The organism is Undibacterium umbellatum (assembly GCF_014284125.1).
Taxonomy (GTDB): Bacteria; Pseudomonadota; Gammaproteobacteria; order Burkholderiales; family Burkholderiaceae_D; genus Undibacterium; species Undibacterium umbellatum.
Genome location: NZ_JACOFX010000001.1, coordinates 885560 through 903681, shown reverse-complemented (window position 1 = coordinate 903681; position 18122 = coordinate 885560). Strand labels below are relative to the sequence as shown.

Sequence of the window (18122 nt, the reverse complement as noted above, 5' to 3'; positions counted from 1 at the left end):
CTTTGTAAGTGCTCAAGTGTATGATGATACAATTAATAAAGCAAATGCTTGATTAAATGCTGTGAGTCAGGTTTTGCCACAGGACATAAGGAAAATACGCAATGACACAAAACATCATAAACAACCCCGAATTTCAAGGCATGCTCAAAATGGTGATAGAGGAAAAAATCCCGTTTTGCCATTTGCTCGGCATGAAGCTGGACAGTTTTGACCCGGATGCACCGCGCCTCAGCATAGGCATGCGGGACGAGTTATTAGGCAATTTTGCCCAAGGCATGCTGCATGGCGGTGTGATTGCCTCTGTATTGGACAGCGTGGCGGGTTTTGCCATCTTGCTCAAAATGGCACAGCAAAGCCCGCAAGATGATGTGATCTCGCAGCTCAAGGAATTTGGCAAGATGAGTACCATAGATTTACGCATCGACTATCTGCAGCCAGGGCGTGGCAAGCACTTTGTCGCTACCGCTGAAGTCACCCGTCTGGGCAAGCGCGTCGCCAATGTCCTGATGGATTTGCGTAATGAAAAAGGTGACAGAATTGCGACAGGTGCAGCCGCATTCATGTTACATGGACGTGCTTGATTGCCTTTTTGCCTACTTGTACTAGGATAGTAGATGTAAGAACCTGTTTGCGATCTTACTGCGCGTGCGCAATCGGAGTCCACGCGGGGCGCATGTGCTGTTCAAAATGCTCATGTACTGGAGTACATTCCGCTTTTTGCGCTGCGTTTTTGTTACCCTGACCCCGCTGACGCACGCTTGCTACAGATCGCAAACAGGTTCCAAGCCAAAACAAGGGAGACTGACATGAGCATACGTCTTGAAAAAGCCAATGGACTGGCCACCATCATCTTTGATAATCCGAGTTGCATGAACGTGATGGGGGCAGCCGAGATACGTTCCCTGAACGAGTTGACACAGTTGCTTGCAGAAGACCACAGCATACGCGTCGTGATTGTTCGTGCCGAGGGCAAGGTATTTGGCGCTGGCGGCGACATTGCCAGCTTCAAGCCTGGCGACCCGGCATCTCCTGAAGCCATACGTGAAATTGGTGCTGAACTGAATCAGGCGATATTGCGCCTGCATAAATTGCCTGCGATTGTCATTGCCTCTGTACACGGAGCGGTTGCCGGTGGCAGCATGGGCACTATGAATGCGGCTGATCTGGTCGTGGCTGCCAAGGGCACGCGTTTCAATATGGCCTACGCCAAGATAGGTGCAAGCCCTGATGTCGGCAATACCTGGTTCTTGCCGCGCCTGGTCGGTAACCGCAAGGCGCTGGAATGGCTATTGTTTTCAGAGAATTTCGATGCCGATGAAGCCCTGGCCTTTGGTCTCATTAATCTTGTCGTACCTCCAGAGCAATTAAAAGATGTGACTGAGAAGCTGGCGCTGAAGCTACTGCGTGGTCCTCAAGAAACTTATGCCAGAATAAAACGCTTGATCTATCAGTCAGACGCGACTTCGCTTGAACAGCAGGTCAATGACGAGATCGAGGCTTTTGCAACGGTCACGATGACACCGGACTTTGCTGAAGGGGTATCAGCCTTCCTGGATAAACGCACCGCTCATTTTGGTTGCAAGCTGAATTAGTGATTCGACATTCAAATAGATAAAGCTGCGTATTTCACCAAGGCATCCTGTTAGTAAGTATGTCAGCGCCCCAGTTTGATCGCAATGTCGTTCATGCGCCACTCAGTGGTTGTACGTAGTTTTTCTTTTATGCACACCAAAACCTTGCTCCGAATCGCTTACATAATATCTGCGTTGAGGCGTTCTTCGGGATAGATTTCAGGGCTGTAACTGGGCAAATAAAACACATCTACTTCATTGGCATGTACGGCTAAGCTTGCCTTTACTGGCTTGAAGTGATGCACACGCAGCTTGTCTTAAATGAGGAATACTTTACAACCAGCGCGCTCGACACCACCGCAGAACGTTTCGCCCACACGATCAACGCCCTCAAAGGCAAAGTCACCATGCTCGTCATTGCCCATGGCTTGCCCAAATGCCTTAAGGTTGATGCCATCTATCGTTTGACAGAACGGCGCCCAGCCAATGCCTCCGGCACCAGCAAGACAAATAAAAGCAACTGCAACCCCAGTCACATAGACCGCATCTTCCTGTGGGTAGTCCGCATCCTCGTCTTCATCCCGCTGCCCCGCGCTGCCATCGGTAGGCTAGACATCATCGCCACGGCTGAAGGCAAACTCACTCCCAAGACCCTGCTCAAGATCGTGCAACCAGGAGAAGCAGGTTTACTCAAAGAAAAACTGGTATAAGAAGGTGCCGGCGTCAAAGCTGGGCAAGTCCTGGCCAGGTTAGAAACCACCCTCGCCAGTGCGTACAAAACCAGCATCAGCATCTCACAAATTTATAAACTCCTTGCGTTTGAAAGTGATTCTGAAACGTCTATTGCATCCGCGCAACATTGTTTTGCGAAGTAGATAGAATACGCAGTTCGGCGGCTAGTTCAATTTGCGTATTTGCTCAATAAACATATACTTGAGCCAAGCTGCTGCTTTAAGCTACTTGGACGTCAATTGTTCACAAAATTTGAATATTGAAGGATGTGCCTCACATCCATCGACCTTACTGTAAGCTACGTCAACCTAACCAGCACCGGAGTTAACCCATGTCTGCAGAAAAGATAGACTTGAATGTTCTTCATCGTAATAACGTAAAAGTCATTGGCGAGTCTGGTCCAGTGCTGCTGTATGCCCATGGTTTTGGATGCAATCAAAATATGTGGGACAGGGTAACGCCTGCGTTTATTGGGACTCACAAACAAGTACTGTTTGATTATGTGGGTTCAGGAAGGTCGGATTTAAAGGCTTTTGACCCGCATCGGTACGCCAGTCTTAACGGCTATGCCCAAGACATACTCGACGTCTGCGATGCACTTGGTTTGGCAAGTGGTATTACATTCATTGGACACTCTGTCAGTTGCAGTGCCGGAATCTTGGCTTCGATTGCAAGACCAGAATTGTTTGATAAGTTGATTTTGGTAGGGCCAAACCCATGCTTTGTCAATGACCCACCCGAATACTTTGGTGGATTTGAGAAGGAGGATCTTGAAGGTCTGCTAGATCTCATGGAGCAGAATTATATTGGGTGGGCTAACTATCTTGCCCCGGTTGTTTCTGCACAAGGTGAGGCCGGTTCTGTAACTGCTGAACTATCGGACAGTTTTTGTTCTACCGACCCAACGACGACAAAGGTGTTTGCGAGAACCACTTTTTTCTCTGATAACAGAGCCGACCTTCCCAAAGTGAACCGACCTTGCCTGGTTATTCAGCACAGAACAGATACGCTGGCACCGGTTCAGGTCGGTGAATACGTTCACAATCATCTGGCTGGCAGTACTCTTAAAGTGCTGGAAGTGCAAGGCCATTGCGCGCACATGAGCGAACCCTCGCTCGTCGTTGATGCCATTCGTGAATATCTCAGTCATCCCAGTTGATAGAAATTTAGTGCAAAATTTTGATCAAATACCTTGCCCGATTCTGGTGACCGATTGGGCAGGCAAAATTCTATCAGTCAACCAAAGTCTGCTTAGTCTTACTGAGCAAGATCCGGAATCCCTTATTGATAAATCGATGGATGTGCTATTGCCAATGGCAAGCAGGATTTTTCTGCAAACGCATGTGATCCCCATGATATTGCGTGAGGGGCAAATACGTGAAATTCGCTTGCAATTGATCAGCAGTACTGGAACCAGGACTCCAGTCTACGTCAATTGTCAGAAAACATCATCGATCGATGTGGAAAGCCTGACCTGGATTTTTTATGTCACGGTGGAGCGCACCCGTTTTGAACATGATTTGTTGCAGGCCAGACAAAAAGCAGATGAGATGTCGGTTGAGAGTATCAATAGGGAAAGGTTCATCCGTACCATTGCAGACGGCTTGCCGAGCATGATTGCGTATTGGGATAAAAATTTGATTTGCAAGTTTGCAAATTCTGTATATTTGAGATGGTTCGGGTTCACTCCTTCAGAGATATTAGGCATGTCCATAAAAGACTTGCTGGGAGAGCAGCTATTTTCGCTGAATTTTCCGTATATGCAGCGCGCACTTGCGGGGGAGCCACAGGAATTTGAGCGCGAAATAAAGAGACCGGACGGTAGTATAGGTTATACGCTTGCCAACTACATCCCTGATAGAGATTCAAGCGGCGAGATAATGGGTTTCTTCGCGCTTGTTACAAACATCACGAAAGTACGGGAGGCAGATGCAGCCATTCGTCTTTCTGCTAGCGTGTTTGAAGCGACGTCAGAAGGGATCATGGTTACCGACCCGCAATCGATTATCTTGTCGGTGAACCAGGCGTTTACACGGCTTACTGGCTACACCCAGGAAGAAGCAGTCGGAAGAAATGCAAATTTACTCAGTTCTTCTCGCCATAGTCCAGAGTTTTTTAACAATCTTTACAAAGAATTGAATCTTTCTGGAAAATGGAAAGGTGATGTTTGGAGTAAGCGCAAAGACGACACGGTTTTCCTTGAAAAACTCTCAATTTCAGCTGTAAAAAACGACGCTGGTGAAATCACGACATACGTTGGTGTATTCGATGACATAACAGTACAGTGGGACAAAGAACAGTTGGTTCATCACATGGCTTTTCACGATAGTTTAACGGGCTTGCCAAACAGGTTATTGCTGGTCGAGCGCCTCGGGCAGCTTATTACTATGGCCGAACGTGAAAAGCGCCAAATCGCGTTGTTATTTTTAGACCTGGATGGCTTTAAATTAGTTAACGATATATTGGGACATGACATGGGCGATCATGTTCTCAAGACAATTGCAACAAGACTTGAAGGGCAACTGCGTGGCTCCGATACTGTGGCTCGTTTGGGCGGGGATGAATTTGTCATATTGCTAGACAATCCTGATAGTCGTGAAAGTATCTCCATCATTGCCTCGCGATTAATCGCGGTTGTCAACGAGCCTATCCTCAACTTAGGAAAAGACGCACGGGTAGGTACATCTATCGGCATAGCATTATTCCAAAATGAAGGGCAGACACCTGATCAATTGCTCAAACTTGCTGACGATGCTATGTATAAAGCAAAAAAGTCTGGGAAAAATATTTTTGTATTTTCAGATTCAAATTAGGGGGTAATGGACTTTACAACCAGGGGAAGAATTTACCTCATCACCCTGCACCTGAAACAAAAGGCCCTCCGATGACGGAAACGGCCGCGATCAATTGACGCTCCGAAGATTTATGCAATATTCAGGCTAGGTGAGAAATGTGACAATCGCATGACAAATTGCGATGGATTTTGCGTCAGAAAGGCGACTTTTCCCTCCGAAAGTGTAAGATTAATCGAGTGTGTAGTGTTTTATTTTACTTTTTCCCGAAATTCTGCGTATAATCGTTCAGTCGTTGAGATTCAAAGTGGTAGTGCAGTATCAGTCTGTCATTTCTTACTTGGTTGAAACGATCTATCGGGCACATGCCCACATTAACTGAAATAGGAAATTGTAATGGCAACAGGTATTGTTAAATGGTTCAATGATTCAAAAGGTTTCGGCTTCATCACTCCAGATGAAGGCGGTGAAGATCTGTTTGCTCATTTCTCCGCTATCCAATCTAACGGCTTCAAATCTTTGAAAGAAAACCAACGCGTTTCTTTTGAAGTAACGACAGGCCCTAAAGGCAAGCAAGCTTCTAACATCCAAGCAATCTAATTGCTTCTTTGTTAGTCTGGTGTAACGCCAGATTTGCTCTAAGAAATCCCCGACATGTCGGGGATTTTTTTTTATAAAAATACAAAATTTTCTTCCCCCAATAATTGCAAACGTATTTATACTAGTTTTGCGACATTTCTACTAAAGTTGTCTCGGATCAATACTTTCATTAAGAATTTTTGTATTCTTGCTTCAAATTGGCTAGGAACCTTAAAAAGGGGAAGTAAAGATGTTTAATCTGACAATCAGGTTAAGACTGATAGGCGTAATGGCTTTCATGGCAATTATGTTGGTCATAGGTGGATTGATGGGGATTTATGGTGTCAGAAACAGTAACGCCGTCATCAAGGAAATTTTTTCCAATCAATTGCCCTCTGTCGAGTCACTCGGGCAGTCACGGGTCCTTATCCTGCGGGCGCGCACAGCCCTTGACCGGGCTATCGCCCATCCGGAATTCCCTGATACTGCGGAGACCATCAAGCGTTCCGAAGATTTCTTCAATCAGTCAGAAGTATATTGGAAAAAATACCTGGCTTTACCGCAAGACGCAGGAGAGAAAAAAATCTCCGATGAGGTTTCTGTCTTGCGTGAAAAATACATCAAGGATGCACATCTTCCAATGGTGAATGCCATTAAGGCAGGTAATAAGGAGGAGGCGGATAATATCAATATGAAGATAGTGCCACCCGCCTATAGCGCCTACTCTGACAAAATGGCAATGCTCAGTGAGTATCAATTTACTGGTGCAGCCAATTCATTAAAGCTCAGCGAAAGCGCATTTACAACCTTCGTTTGGGTTGATGTTCTCGGAGTGATAGGTGGCTTGGTTGCGGTCTTTATTTCGGCTTACTTTTTACTCGCCGCCATTTCTCATCCATTAAAATTGGCAATTTCCCAGTTTGAAGCCATAGGTAATGGTGATTTGACGCAGCAACTGAAGCCAACGTCCCGGGACGAAATGGGACAACTGGTTTCTGCTCTGGAAAACATGCGCCAAAGCCTGATGCAAACCGTCACCATGGTGCGTAATTCAAGCGGGTCTATTGCCATCTCTTCTGAGGAAATTGCCAGTGGCAATATGGACTTGTCCAGCCGTACTGAGCAGCAGGCTGCCAGCCTTGAAGAAACTGCTTCTTCCATGGAAGAGTTGACTTCGACCGTACAGCAAAATGCCGATAATGCCCGTCAGGCAAATACGCTGGCGTCAAATGCTTCTGAAGTTGCGAGCAAAGGTGGTCAAGTGGTCGGCGATGTGGTGCATACCATGTCATCGATCAAAGAAAGCTCAAAGAAGATTGTCGATATTATTGGTGTTATTGATGGCATCGCTTTCCAGACCAATATTCTTGCCTTGAATGCGGCAGTTGAAGCGGCGCGCGCTGGTGAGCAGGGCAGAGGCTTTGCTGTAGTGGCAACCGAGGTGCGTAATCTTGCGCAGCGTTCTGCCAATGCAGCAAAAGAAATCAAAGAACTTATCAGCAATTCTGTTGATAAGGTGGAGGTCGGTTCACGACTGGTGGATGATGCAGGCAAAACCATGGATGAAATCGTCGTCTCGATCAAGAATGTGGCCGACATCATGGCAGAAATCACTTCTGCCAGCGCTGAGCAAAGAGATGGTATCAACCAGGTAAGCCTGGCCATAGGCAAGATGGATGAGGCAACCCAGCAAAATGCCGCCTTAGTGGAACAGGCAGCAGCGGCAGCAAGCAGTATGCGGGATCAGGCGAATAATCTGAATCATGCTGTCAGTATTTTCAAGATTGATGCCAATGATGGCGGCACTAATGGTGGTAATAATCGCGGCAATGCATCTGTGGTATCGCCAGCAAAAGCCGTGATCAAAAAAACCCCTGCTGCCAAACGTGCGACGGTCAATTCGCTGCCCGCAGCAGCAGCGACAGCACAAAATAAGACGACTAAAGGAGCCCCGTCAGCTGCGCAGGATGACTGGGAAGAATTTTAAGAACCTGTGCACGATCTTACTGCGCGTGCGTGATGGGGGCTCATGTGCTGCTCTTCACCTCGTGACGCCCGCTCGCTACAGATCGTGAACAGGGTGTAAGAGCGTTTGGCAACTTCCCTCCGCTTCCGGAGCGTGCTTGATGCGGAGCAGGGACTCAGAAAAATTCAGAAAATCCTGCTCAGGATTTTTTCCAGTAATTTGGCTGGCTATAGGCATGGCGCAGAAAGTCGATGAAGGCACGTATGCGCAAGGGCAGGTGACGGCGTTGGGCAAATATCGCATAGATATCATTGCCCGGCGCATTGAATTCATCCAGTACAGTAATCAGCTTGCCTGATTCAATTTCTGCCCCCACTTCCCACATCGACCGCCAAGCCAGTCCTTTGCCGGATAGCGCCCAGTCATGCAAAACTTCACCGTCATTGCAGACCATATTGCCTTCCACTTTTAGCGTCACATTCTTGCCGTTCTGGCGAAAAGTCCAGCCGCGCTGGCTGCCGTCAGAGCTGAAAGCCAGGCAATTGTGCTTGCTGAGTTCATCCAGGGTTTGCGGTGTGCCATGACGCTTGAGATAGGTGGGCGAGGCGACCACCACACGTTTGTTATCCGCCAGCTTGACGCCGATGAGGTTGGAGTCGGTCAATGCGGCGATGCGTATCGCCACGTCTATGCCTTCACCAATCAGGTCTACCACGCGGTCATTCAGGCTTAGTGTCAGTTTCACATCTCGGTGCTCACTCAGAAAGGAGGGCATCAAAGGCGCGACATGTTGGCGGCCAAAACCAGCGGGTGCAGAAATCGTCAGCGTACCGCTGGCACGTGCGCTGCGTTCTGATACCGCACCTTCCGCCGCTTCCAGGTCAGCCAGTATGCGCTGGCAATCTTCCAGAAATGCTTCGCCCTCATTGGTCAGCGCCAGCTTGCGGGTAGTGCGTTGCAAAAGCTTGACGCCCAGGCGTTCTTCGAGAGCATCAAGACGGCGGCCTATCATGGCGGGAGCCACACCTTCAGCACGCGCCGCTGCCGACAGGCTGCCACGTGTTGCCACTTCAGCAAAGGTAGAAATTTGTTTGAATTGATCCATAGCAGCTTGGCTTCTTAATCTTTCATTTGCAACTAAAATAAAAAGATGTAGTGATGAAATGCGATGATTATAGTATTTTATATTGAATATACTGCTTCCATGATGATTACTATTCAATTTTCTACATTTACAATTACTGCATGTCGTTCAGTCGTTAAAGAAAACCATGACCATCTCTGCCATCGCCTTTGACGCCTACGGTACCCTGTTCGATGTGTATTCCATCAGTGAACAGGCAGACAAGCTATTTCCCGGCAAGGGACGGGCGTTGGCTGAACTCTGGCGCGACAAGCAAATTGAATACACACGTCTGCGTACCATGTGCAGCATGTACAAACCATTCTGGGAAGTGACGCAGGACGCATTGATATTTTGCTGCCAGAAGCTGGGCTTGGAATTGACGCTGAATGCGCAAAATAGCCTGATGGGCCAGTACGCAAAACTGAAAGCTTTTCCTGAAAACCTGCCTGTCCTGCAAGCCTTGCAGACGCAAGACATAAAAATGTCGATTTTATCGAACGGTAATCTGCACATGCTACAGTCTGCTGTCGATGCGGCTGGCATGCAGGGCATATTCAGCCATTTGCTGTCTGTCGAAGTCGTCAAGAAATTCAAGACTGCACCTGAAGCCTATCAAATGGCACCTGATGTATTTGGTGTGCCTGCCAAGAATATCCTGTTCGTATCCAGCAATTGCTGGGATGCCTGCTGTGCCACCTGGTTTGGCTACACGACATTCTGGGTCAACCGGCAAAACGCACCACTGGAACAACTGGGCGTCACGCCACATGGCGAAGGGCGCATGCTGCAAGACCTGATTCCCTTTATAGCAAAACACCGCAACTGATTTCGTTTTATTTCATTTTTTTGGAGACCACAATGACACAACTGACTTTACCTGAAGGCATGCAAATCAGCGGCGAAATCAAGCCAGGCTTTGCCGAGATTCTGACACCAGAAGCCCTGGCACTGGTTGCCAAACTGAGCCGTGCGTTCGAGCCACGCCGTCAGGAATTGCTGGCTGCCCGCGTAGAACGTGTGAAACGCCTGGATGCCGGTGAGACGCCAGACTTCTTGCCAGAAACCCTGCATATCCGCGAAGGCGATTGGAAGATTGCACCTATCCCCAAAGCACTCGAATGCCGCCGTGTAGAAATCACTGGCCCGGTAGAGCGCAAGATGGTCATCAATGCCTTCAACTCTGGCGCTGACAGTTACATGACTGACTTTGAAGATTCCAATACACCAAATTGGGATAACCAGATCACAGGCCAGATCAATATGCGCGACGCCGTGCGCCGCACCATCAGCCTGGAACAAAACGGCAAATCCTACAAGCTGAATGACAAGATCGCAACACTTGTTGTACGTCCACGTGGCTGGCACCTGGATGAAAAACATGTGCTGGTCGATGGCAAACGTATCTCTGGCGGCATCTTTGATTTTGCCCTGTTCCTGTTCCATAACGCCAAAGAACAACTGGCACGTGGCGCTGGCCCTTACTTCTATTTGCCAAAGATGGAGTCCCATCTGGAAGCACGCCTGTGGAACGATATTTTCGTGATGGCACAAAATGAAATCGGCCTGGCACAAGGAACCATCAAAGCGACAGTATTGATCGAAACCATTGTTGCTGCATTCGAGATGGATGAGATTTTGTATGAACTGCGCGAACACAGCTCTGGCCTAAATGCTGGTCGCTGGGATTATATTTTCTCTTGCATCAAAAAATTCAAGAACGACAAAGATTTCTGCCTGGCTGACCGTGCCAAGGTCACGATGACTGCGCCTTTCATGCGTTCCTATGCTCTGCTGTTGTTGAAAACCTGCCACAAGCGCAATGCACCAGCTATTGGCGGTATGGCAGCACTCATTCCTATCAAGAATGATCCTGAGAAAAACGAGATCGCCATGGGCGGCGTGCGCAATGACAAAGCCCGTGATGCAACAGATGGCTACGATGGCGGCTGGGTAGCTCACCCAGGCCTGGTAGAACTGGCGATGACAGAATTCAAGAAAGTATTGGGCGATGCCCCTAACCAGATTTCCAAGCAGCGCCCAGATATCGAAGTCAGTGCCAAGGATTTGCTGAACTTCCAGCCAGAAGCCCCGATCACTGAAGCTGGCCTGCGTTACAACATCAACGTCGGCATCCATTACCTGGGCGCATGGCTGGCTGGCAATGGTTGCGTACCTATCCATAATCTGATGGAAGATGCAGCTACCGCAGAAATCAGCCGCTCCCAAGTCTGGCAATGGATACGCTCTGCCAAGGGCAACCTGGAAGATGGCCGCAAGGTCACAGCCGAGATGGTACGCGCCATGATCCCTGAAGAATTGGCCAAGGTCAAAGAAGTGGCTGGTACAGGTGTTACCTATGACCGCGCTGCGCAAATTTTTGAAGAAATGTCGACTTCTGAAGACTTTGCCGAATTCCTGACTTTGCCTCTGTACGAAGAAATCTGATGCGTTAGATACATTGCAAGTTTGACCGGCTTGCAGATGATTGAAGAAGCGAACACTAAGGTGTTCGCTTTTTTATTTTGCAGGGAAAGTGTATTGTTTTTGAAAAACATGTTTAATTCATTACATATTTTAACAATGCAGCAATATAGCTTTGTTATATTGTTGTTCACTGTGCTGGGTACTTGCAAATTCCTTGCACAGAACCCGGGCAATCTCATACCTTAGAAAAGTGAGCGTAAAAAATGAAACAATATGGTGCTGAATTTTTGGGAACATTCTGGCTGGTGCTGGGTGGCTGTGGCAGTGCCGTGCTGGCGGCGGCTTTTCCTGGTGTAGGCATAGGCTTGCACGGTGTGTCACTGGCTTTTGGTTTGACCGTGCTGACCATGGCATATGCGATAGGCCATATCTCTGGCTGCCACCTAAACCCCGCCGTCTCTATCGGCCTGTGGGCAGGTGGTCGTTTTCCAGCCAATAAATTACTGCCTTACATTATTGCTCAGGTTTCGGGAGGCATCGTTGCTGGTGGGGTCTTGTACCTGATCGCGAGTGGCAAGGCTGGTTTTGACGTATCTGCTGGTTTTGCTTCAAACGGTTTTGCCGAGCATTCGCCTGGTGGTTATTCCATGGTGGCAGCACTGGTCACAGAAGTGGTGATGACCATGATGTTCTTGGTCATCATCCTTGGCGCGACAGACAGCCGGGCACCACAAGGCTTTGCACCTATCGCGATTGGCCTGGGTTTGACGCTGATCCATCTGATCAGCATTCCCGTCACCAATACATCGGTCAATCCTGCACGTAGTACTGGTGTCGCCATCTATGTGGGTGGTTGGGCTCTGCAGCAATTGTGGCTGTTCTGGCTTGCTCCTATTGTCGGTGCAGTGCTGGGTGCTGTCAGCTACAAGGCAATCGCTGGTGAGTCCAAGTAAAATCTGAGGGCAGGGCGCTAGCACTGAAGGCTCCTCAATCTCATGCAAATTTGTCGGATGTCATGCATCTGAAAATCTGGCATGGTATCCTCGGGCCTTCCCCCTTTTTATGCATATCATGCCCAGCAATCTCATCGATACCGACGACGTTATCTCTTCAACCGCAGCCTGGCTGGACAAGGCCGTCATCGGCTTGAACCTCTGTCCATTTGCCAAGGCTGTGCAGGTCAAACAGCAAGTGCGTTATGTTGTCAGCCAGGCCAAAACTCCAGAAGCCTTGCTGGAAGACCTGGAGCGCGAGCTTGAATTACTGGCCGAAGCTAATCCAGAGAAGATAGAAACCACCTTGCTGATTCATCCTCTGGCATTGAATGACTTTCTTGACTTCAATGATTTCCTGGATGTCGCCGATGGCATGCTGGAAGAAATGGAGCTCGATGGTATCCTGCAAGTTGCCAGCTTCCACCCTGATTATCAGTTTGCTGGTACCGAGCAAGACGATATAGAAAACTATACCAATCGCTCTCCATACCCCACCTTGCATTTGTTGCGTGAAGAAAGCATAGACAAGGCAGTAGAGGCTTTTCCTGAGGCTGAACAAATCTATGAAAAGAACATGGAGACCATGCGCGAGCTCGGCCATGAAGGCTGGCGTCGCCTGTTTTCCAAATACGAAAAAAAGTAAGTCTGGATCAGCAAAATCAAACAAAAGCGGTTTGCATATCAATCAATTGAATTCTTATATTGATATGCAAATAAGTAATTTACAATTTACTTTTTATCGCTAATCAGTGTAAATCATTAGAAATGAATATACTGATAGGGAGTATATTTTTTTAAGTTTTTGATTTTAAAAGGAAATAAGCCAATATTTCCTTGTTACTTCCCTTCTATTTGCCGCCACCTGGCAAATAATGGCTGGCTTGTGTACCGCATATCGTACTGTTCCAGCCGGTTTTCCTGCAAATGCCTTACTTCTATTGCCATCTTTCTGTAAAAAATCTGCTTGCACCAAATCCCAGGCCAGCGTTTCTTCCGTTTTTCTGGATTCAAGTGCCTTGTTATTTTGCAGAGCAACATGTACAGTAAGAGGCTGATTTTCCGCATTTTTCACCCTTTAGTCTTCTATCTCAGTTTCTATATCTATGGCTTTAATCGTCCACAAATACGGCGGTACTTCGATGGGTTCGACAGAACGCATCAAGAACGTCGCCAAGCGCGTCGCCAAATGGCATGATGCCGGTCACCAGATAGTCGTGGTGCCTTCAGCAATGTCTGGTGAAACAAATCGTATCATTGGCCTGGCAAAAGAAATTTCTGCCCAGCCTGATCCCCGTGAACTCGACATGATTGCCTCCACCGGCGAACAAGTCTCTGTCGGTTTGCTGGCTATTGCCCTGCAAGCCATAGGCAAGCAGGCAGTGTCTTATGCTGGCTGGCAAGTTGCCATCAAGACTGATTCTGCCCACACCAAGGCCAGAATAGCCTCGATTGATGAAGCCAAGGTCAAGGCTGACCTTGATGCAGGCAAGATCGTCATCATTACCGGTTTCCAGGGTGTTGATGAACTGGGTAATATCACGACCCTGGGTCGTGGTGGCTCTGATACTTCTGCCGTTGCTGTTGCTGCAGCACTCAAGGCGCAAGAATGCCTGATTTATACTGACGTTGACGGTGTCTACACGACCGATCCGCGTGTCGTGTCTGATGCACGCCGCCTGAACACCGTTACCTTTGAAGAAATGCTGGAAATGGCTTCGCTGGGTTCCAAAGTACTGCAAATCCGCTCCGTTGAATTTGCCGGTAACTACCGCATGCCTACCCGCGTTTTGTCATCACTGACCGACCCATTAATACCGCTGGAAGAAGAAGCGAATTCCGGCACCCTGATTTCGTTTGAGGAAGATACACACATGGAACAAGCTACCATCACCGGCATCGCGTTTAACCGTGATGAAGCAAAAATCACAGTTCTGGGTGTGCCAGACAGGCCAGGCATTGCCTATCAAATCCTGGGCCCGGTTGCTGATGCCAATATCGAAGTCGATATGATCATCCAGAACCAGTCCGTCGAAGGCAAGACTGACTTTACCTTCACCGTGCCACGTGGTGAATATGCCAAGGCCATGGACGTGCTGGAAACCAGCGTCAAGGCGCATATCGGCGCTGGCAGCATCGTTGGTGACTCCAAGGTCTCCAAGGTATCCGTCGTTGGTGTAGGCATGCGCAGCCACGTTGGTATCGCATCCCAGATGTTCCGCACCTTGTCGGAGGAGGGAATCAACATCCAGATGATCTCCACGTCAGAAATCAAGATCTCGGTCCTGATTGATGAAAAATACATGGAACTGGCAGTTCGTTCCCTGCATAAAGCATTTGGTCTGGAAAACGCTTAAAAATTTTTCTGGCCTGACTGTTGACCAAAGTCTTACAAGCAGCTATTATCACGGTCTCAATTGCAGCTGAGCTTTTGGCGGTTGCAATAGTGTGGAGATGTGGCCGAGTGGCCGAAGGCACTTCCCTGCTAAGGAAGCATTTGGGGTAACCTGAATCGTGAGTTCGAATCTCACCATCTCCGCCAGCAATACTGAAAAAGCCCCTGGGTAACCAGGGGCTTTTTCTTTGCGTCCCCGCGTGGACGGGCTCATGCATTGGAAACTCCTGTAATTCCTCGCAAAACAACTTGTAAGGTTGCATCTGACTTTGCACAGACTTGTAATTAAAGTTGAATTTCCAAAAACAAAAACAAAGCCGATGTTGTGGGTCTTATTTTGTTGCACGAGCTCAAGTAAGAAGTGCAACAGAGACTAAATTGGTTTGCATGGGAAGTGCGGTAGCATCTGAACTTCCAGATATCCAATTCAAAGTTTCTCGCATTGACATACGTACCTCGTATCCAAGGATGAGAACGCATATTGACGGATTGAAGAAATTCAAAGGCGAATCATAGGACGCTTACTGGGGTGTGGGCTTTGGGACTGTTGAAAACAGCCTGAGCTCCTACAGAGTGAATTCGATTTTGCTGACTACCGCTTACCTGCGCAGTGACTATGATGTCGTCATTGGTTATGAATAGCCAGTGAAATGTGACCGTAAGATTTTGCATGAATTTTTGGAGTGTCTCATGTCTATTAATTCTGCCAGAAATAAATCAGGTTCCACTAATTCTAACGAATCTGCAGATACTCAGGGCGGTACGCACGAACAACACGTGAAAGCCGGGCGACAAAGCCACAAAAAAGATGGCAATAGTTTCGGTAGCAGCAAATTCGCTGGCGACCCAGGCCGCAGTAGTTCCAAGACTGCTTCTCGCTCAGAGCTTAAATCATGCTCTGGTTCCAGCTCTAGCAAGCGTTAATTATCGCCAGTCAATAACGGGTAGATTTGCGTGAGGTGTCCGTTGCAGGACATGTGTTCTAACGTTAATTCTTGAGAGAGACATCAATGACACTGCCACTACACCTGATGCTGGCGCGACGACTTTGCAACCGAAAAATAGCGATTGCAAGGACAGCACTGGGCCTGATCGATGTGATACCTCTGAGGGCTCTCTCGCTGAAGGTGACCTAAAACAGCCAGCACAAGCCGAAGAGCCAAATCCGCAAACGATCAGAGTTGGAGATGAGCTGGAAAAAGTTGGACATGACGATGGTGACATGCAATCTCATGGTGTTCGGGCAATAGTTGTCGATATTGTCAACAATATCGACAACGGCGATGATCGATAAAGCGCAGGCAAAGGTTCGCTTGTTGTGGACAGATTGAAACTGTATAGAACGTAAAAATGGATAGTTTCACTTTTATACCTTCGATGGTCGTAGATTTCGGATCAAGGTGTTTTAAGAGCTGGTGTGCTTGGAATGAAAAATGAAAATCATCATATTGAATTCATTGTGCATTCAAAAAACGATCTTGGTACCCCGAGGCTGCCAGGGGGCACATGTTCTTGGTAGCTTGATTGGGCATGCATTGGTAGAAGTCATGGTTTTTTCATTGGCTGCAGATTTGATTGATGCAATAGCTAACAAAATTTTTTCTGTGGAAATAGCCAATGACCAGCCAAAATCTGCCGGATGATAAAAAATGGATGGACCTCCAGCGCTTTCAGTTGCTGGTAGACGCGATCACTGACTATGCGATATGCATGCTGGACGAAGAAGGTTATGTCAATAACTGGAATGCGGGTGCGCAACGTATCAAGGGATATCGACAAGATGAGGTTATCGGTACACATTTTTCGCGCTTTTATACTCAAGAGGATCAGCATAGCGAGCTGCCGCAGCTTGCTCTATTGATTGCCAGAACCGAAGGTCGTTTTGAGCAGGAAGGCTGGCGCGTCAGGAAGGACGGAAGTCAGTTCCGGGCTCATGTCGTGATTGATCCTATTTACAATGCATTCAATGAATTCCTTGGTTATGCAAAGATTACCAGGGACGTTACCAAAAAACATGAAGCTGATGTCGCACTGAAAAAAAACGAGCAAGCATTGCAGCAGGCGCAGACGATAGAAACAATAGGTAAATTGACTGGTGGTATAGCTCATGATTTCAATAACCTGTTACAGATCATTTCAGGCAACCTTCAACTACTTTCTGCCGAAATCGCAGGAAATACGCATGCAGAGCGGCGGGTTACCAATGCATTGGCGGGCGTCAGGCGCGGTGCCAAACTGGCCAGTAATTTACTGTCTTTTGGACGGCGCCAGGCACTCAATTCCAAAGTCACTAACATTGGTCACTTTGTGGTTGATATGGAAGATATACTGCAACGCAGCCTGGGGGAGACTATCGAAGTCAAAACTATTCTGTCTGATGACTTGTGGAATACCTTTGTCGATGTTGCTCAAGTCGAAAATGCCTTGCTGAATCTGGCTGTCAATGCACGAGATGCCATGGGGTCAGTTGGCAAACTCACCATAGAAATTAACAATGCCGTTCTGGACGAAAATTACGCAAGCACGCATGTTGAAGTCAACGCTGGTGAATATGTGATGCTGTCAGTCTCCGACGTGGGTTCAGGTATGCCGTCAGAAGTCGTATCCAAGGCATTTGATCCTTTTTTCTCGACTAAACCAGAAGGCAAGGCAACAGGCTTAGGTTTGTCTACGGTGTACGGCTTTGTCAAGCAGTCAGGCGGGCATGTCAATATACATAGTGAATTAGATTGCGGCACCACCATTAAACTTTATTTTCCCCGTTCGACAGGACAGGAAGGCCAGCTGGAGGTACAGTTGCAGGAAGAAGTTGTTGGTGGGACTGAAACTGTTCTGGTTGCGGAAGATGATGAGCTGGTTCGTGCCACCGCAATTGAGATACTGACTGCATTGGGATATACAGTATTGCATGCTGCGGACGCAGAGAGTGCACTGTCTGTTATTGAAACTGGTGTCAAAATTGATTTGTTGTTTACTGATGTAGTCATGCCCGGACCATTGAGAAGCCCGGAGCTGGCGCTCAAGGCACGCGAGCGTCTGCCTGACCTGGCGGTATTGTTTACCTCGGGCTATACGCAAAATGCAGTCTTGCATGTCGGCCGGCTTGATACAGGTGTGGAATTGTTGAGCAAGCCATATAGCCGTGAAGCGCTAGCGCTTAAAATCAGGTCTGTAATGGCTAATAACAAATTGCATAGAACTTCACATCCCTTGTAGAAACTCAGTGGCCTGAAAATTGTATTGACTCAGCGACAGACTGCAGGATAATTTACTAGGACTTGCACAAAACCGCACCAGCTACGTTGCAGATCATCTTCTGGTAGCCGCGTATTAAAGTACAGTCTCCGTCGCTACGGTGTAGTTGGGGTTTCAGGCAACATGTTACCGACTAACGTAACGAACCTCTCTTGCAAGAGAGGTTTCCTCAAACGATAGCCTCGCTGGGACAATTTTGCGTAAGTCCTGTAAATCTGAGGTAGCTGTGATTTGCGCCAGATTTCATTATTGAAAATCTGCGAAAACTGACAGGTATCGTTGCTGACTCT

At 47.8% G+C, this 18122-nt stretch carries 18 protein-coding genes, 1 tRNA gene and 1 pseudogene; 17 read left to right on the top strand and 3 right to left on the bottom strand.

Annotated elements, in window-relative coordinates; all coding sequences use genetic code 11:
- Positions 1–101 precede the first annotated feature (101 nt).
- Positions 102–581, top strand: coding sequence for a thioesterase family protein (locus H8L47_RS04260; protein ID WP_186951935.1), 480 nt, complete (start codon positions 102–104; stop codon positions 579–581).
- 225 nt (positions 582–806) lie between these two features.
- Positions 807–1592, top strand: coding sequence for an enoyl-CoA hydratase/isomerase family protein (locus tag H8L47_RS04255; protein ID WP_186951934.1), 786 nt, complete (start codon positions 807–809; stop codon positions 1590–1592).
- A 164-nt stretch (positions 1593–1756) separates the two neighbouring features.
- Here the strand turns inward: H8L47_RS04255 and H8L47_RS29640 are convergent.
- Positions 1757–1888: pseudogene (locus H8L47_RS29640) on the bottom strand (IS630 family transposase); the annotation flags it as partial.
- On the opposite strand from H8L47_RS29640, the gene H8L47_RS04250 reads away from it, so the two are divergent.
- From H8L47_RS04250 to H8L47_RS30035, 5 genes are all read left to right on the top strand, one after another.
- Positions 1871–2281: a hypothetical protein gene (locus H8L47_RS04250; protein ID WP_186951933.1), complete on the top strand. Its 411-nt coding sequence runs from the start codon at positions 1871–1873 to the stop codon at positions 2279–2281. The pseudogene H8L47_RS29640 and the gene H8L47_RS04250 sit on opposite strands and share 18 nt — an antisense overlap.
- Before the next feature lie 353 nt (positions 2282–2634).
- Positions 2635–3462 carry an alpha/beta fold hydrolase gene (locus H8L47_RS04245; protein WP_222616385.1) on the top strand — a complete coding sequence of 276 codons (828 nt, stop codon included), beginning with the start codon at positions 2635–2637 and terminating at the stop codon, positions 3460–3462.
- The gene (locus H8L47_RS04240) at positions 3437–5116 is read left to right on the top strand and encodes a sensor domain-containing protein (protein ID WP_186951932.1); all 1680 of its coding nucleotides are present in this window, start codon (positions 3437–3439) and stop codon (positions 5114–5116) included. The genes H8L47_RS04245 and H8L47_RS04240 overlap by 26 nt, the downstream gene beginning before the upstream one ends.
- A gap of 375 nt (positions 5117–5491) precedes the next feature.
- A complete protein-coding gene (locus tag H8L47_RS04235) occupies positions 5492–5695 on the top strand; it encodes a cold-shock protein (RefSeq protein WP_007878889.1) in 204 nt (67 codons plus the stop codon).
- Between the two features lie 229 nt (positions 5696–5924).
- Entirely contained in the window at positions 5925–7661 is a 1737-nt protein-coding gene (locus tag H8L47_RS30035) for a methyl-accepting chemotaxis protein (protein WP_186951931.1), read from the top strand.
- A gap of 178 nt (positions 7662–7839) precedes the next feature.
- Here H8L47_RS30035 and H8L47_RS04225 read toward each other — a convergent pair whose 3' ends face one another.
- Entirely contained in the window at positions 7840–8745 is a 906-nt protein-coding gene (locus tag H8L47_RS04225) for a LysR family transcriptional regulator (protein ID WP_186951930.1), read from the bottom strand.
- A 166-nt stretch (positions 8746–8911) separates the two neighbouring features.
- Here H8L47_RS04225 and H8L47_RS04220 point away from each other — a divergent pair, with 166 nt between their 5' ends.
- The 4 genes from H8L47_RS04220 (at position 8912) to H8L47_RS04205 (ending at position 12828) form a co-directional block, all read left to right on the top strand.
- A complete protein-coding gene (locus tag H8L47_RS04220) occupies positions 8912–9592 on the top strand; it encodes a haloacid dehalogenase type II (protein ID WP_186951929.1) in 681 nt (226 codons plus the stop codon).
- A 32-nt stretch (positions 9593–9624) separates the two neighbouring features.
- On the top strand, positions 9625–11211 hold the full coding sequence (gene aceB, locus H8L47_RS04215) for a malate synthase A (protein ID WP_186951928.1): 1587 nt from the start codon (positions 9625–9627) through the stop codon (positions 11209–11211).
- A gap of 242 nt (positions 11212–11453) precedes the next feature.
- Positions 11454–12143 (top strand): aquaporin Z, encoded by a 690-nt coding sequence (aqpZ, locus tag H8L47_RS04210; protein WP_186951927.1) that lies wholly within the window; start codon positions 11454–11456, stop codon positions 12141–12143.
- A 118-nt stretch (positions 12144–12261) separates the two neighbouring features.
- The gene (locus H8L47_RS04205; RefSeq protein ID WP_110254278.1) at positions 12262–12828 is read left to right on the top strand and encodes a DUF1415 domain-containing protein; all 567 of its coding nucleotides are present in this window, start codon (positions 12262–12264) and stop codon (positions 12826–12828) included.
- Between the two features lie 165 nt (positions 12829–12993).
- Here the strand turns inward: H8L47_RS04205 and H8L47_RS04200 are convergent, their stop codons facing one another.
- Positions 12994–13257, bottom strand: a complete 264-nt coding sequence (locus tag H8L47_RS04200) for a hypothetical protein (RefSeq protein WP_186951926.1) — start codon at positions 13255–13257, stop codon at positions 12994–12996.
- 31 nt (positions 13258–13288) lie between these two features.
- Here H8L47_RS04200 and H8L47_RS04195 point away from each other — a divergent pair, with 31 nt between their 5' ends.
- From H8L47_RS04195 to H8L47_RS04170, 6 genes are all read left to right on the top strand, one after another.
- Positions 13289–14539: an aspartate kinase gene (locus H8L47_RS04195; protein WP_186951925.1), complete on the top strand. Its 1251-nt coding sequence runs from the start codon at positions 13289–13291 to the stop codon at positions 14537–14539.
- 93 nt (positions 14540–14632) lie between these two features.
- Positions 14633–14724: transfer RNA gene (locus H8L47_RS04190), tRNA-Ser, on the top strand.
- A gap of 543 nt (positions 14725–15267) precedes the next feature.
- Entirely contained in the window at positions 15268–15501 is a 234-nt protein-coding gene (locus H8L47_RS04185) for a hypothetical protein (protein WP_186951924.1), read from the top strand.
- A gap of 86 nt (positions 15502–15587) precedes the next feature.
- The gene (locus tag H8L47_RS30030; protein WP_268978032.1) at positions 15588–15713 is read left to right on the top strand and encodes a hypothetical protein; all 126 of its coding nucleotides are present in this window, start codon (positions 15588–15590) and stop codon (positions 15711–15713) included.
- A gap of 297 nt (positions 15714–16010) precedes the next feature.
- Positions 16011–16220, top strand: a complete 210-nt coding sequence (locus tag H8L47_RS04175) for a hypothetical protein (RefSeq protein ID WP_186951922.1) — start codon at positions 16011–16013, stop codon at positions 16218–16220.
- Complete coding sequence (locus H8L47_RS04170) at positions 16195–17793, top strand: PAS domain-containing sensor histidine kinase (protein ID WP_186951921.1); 1599 nt, start codon at positions 16195–16197, stop codon at positions 17791–17793. Before H8L47_RS04175 ends, H8L47_RS04170 begins: the two co-directional genes overlap by 26 nt.
- Positions 17794–18122: the final 329 nt, after the last annotated feature.